The sequence below is a fragment of the Vibrio sp. YT-19(2023) genome (assembly GCF_033337395.1).
Genome location: NZ_JAWOQN010000980.1, coordinates 1 through 550 on the forward strand (window position 1 = coordinate 1; position 550 = coordinate 550).

The 550-nt window shown below is 40.4% G+C and carries 1 protein-coding gene and 1 pseudogene; one reads left to right on the forward strand and one right to left on the reverse strand.

Annotation, left to right across the window (positions count from 1 at the left end; genetic code table 11):
- Positions 1-102: pseudogene (locus tag R7E78_RS29545) on the reverse strand (Nif3-like dinuclear metal center protein); the annotation flags it as partial.
- 137 nt (positions 103-239) lie between these two features.
- On the opposite strand from R7E78_RS29545, the gene R7E78_RS29550 reads away from it, so the two are divergent.
- Positions 240-550 (forward strand): DUF1853 family protein (locus R7E78_RS29550; RefSeq protein ID WP_318059071.1); only part of this gene is annotated, 311 nt, incomplete at its 3' end.

Below are 550 nucleotides of genomic sequence, written 5' to 3' on the forward strand. Positions count from 1 at the left end.
CTGTGGACAGCCTTCAATCTGTAAGCCATTTGGCGCGTAATCTTTAATTAACTCGGGCGAGAGTTTGCTGTTGAGAATCTTTTCTAACTGTAAATTATTCATTATCACTTCCAATTTCGAGCGAGTACCTCAAAGTGTATATCGAACTATGACACTGATGCTAGCTACCCTATTCTACTTACCAAATTTAGTTACAATAACGAGGCTCGCTGCTTTATCAACATCACTAAGGAATCAGGATGAATCAACTGCAACGTCTTTATCAATGGATCACATCTTCTCCTCCTCTTTTTCAGTTGCTCCCTCCTTTTGCTACATTGGAAGACTTGTCGATTAAACCTCTGGATGAATCTGAAGAGTACCAAGGGAACCCGAGACTGGGTTTTTTGTATCAGCATTTAGGTACCGCTGCACTCGCCAATTCAGAAGAATATGAAATTCTTGCAGAAGAAATTCAACTCAACGATAGCGACGGAAAAACCATTGGTGCGATAGATCTCATACTCAAAAATAGAACATTGGACCAACTAGAACATTGGGAAGTAGCGAT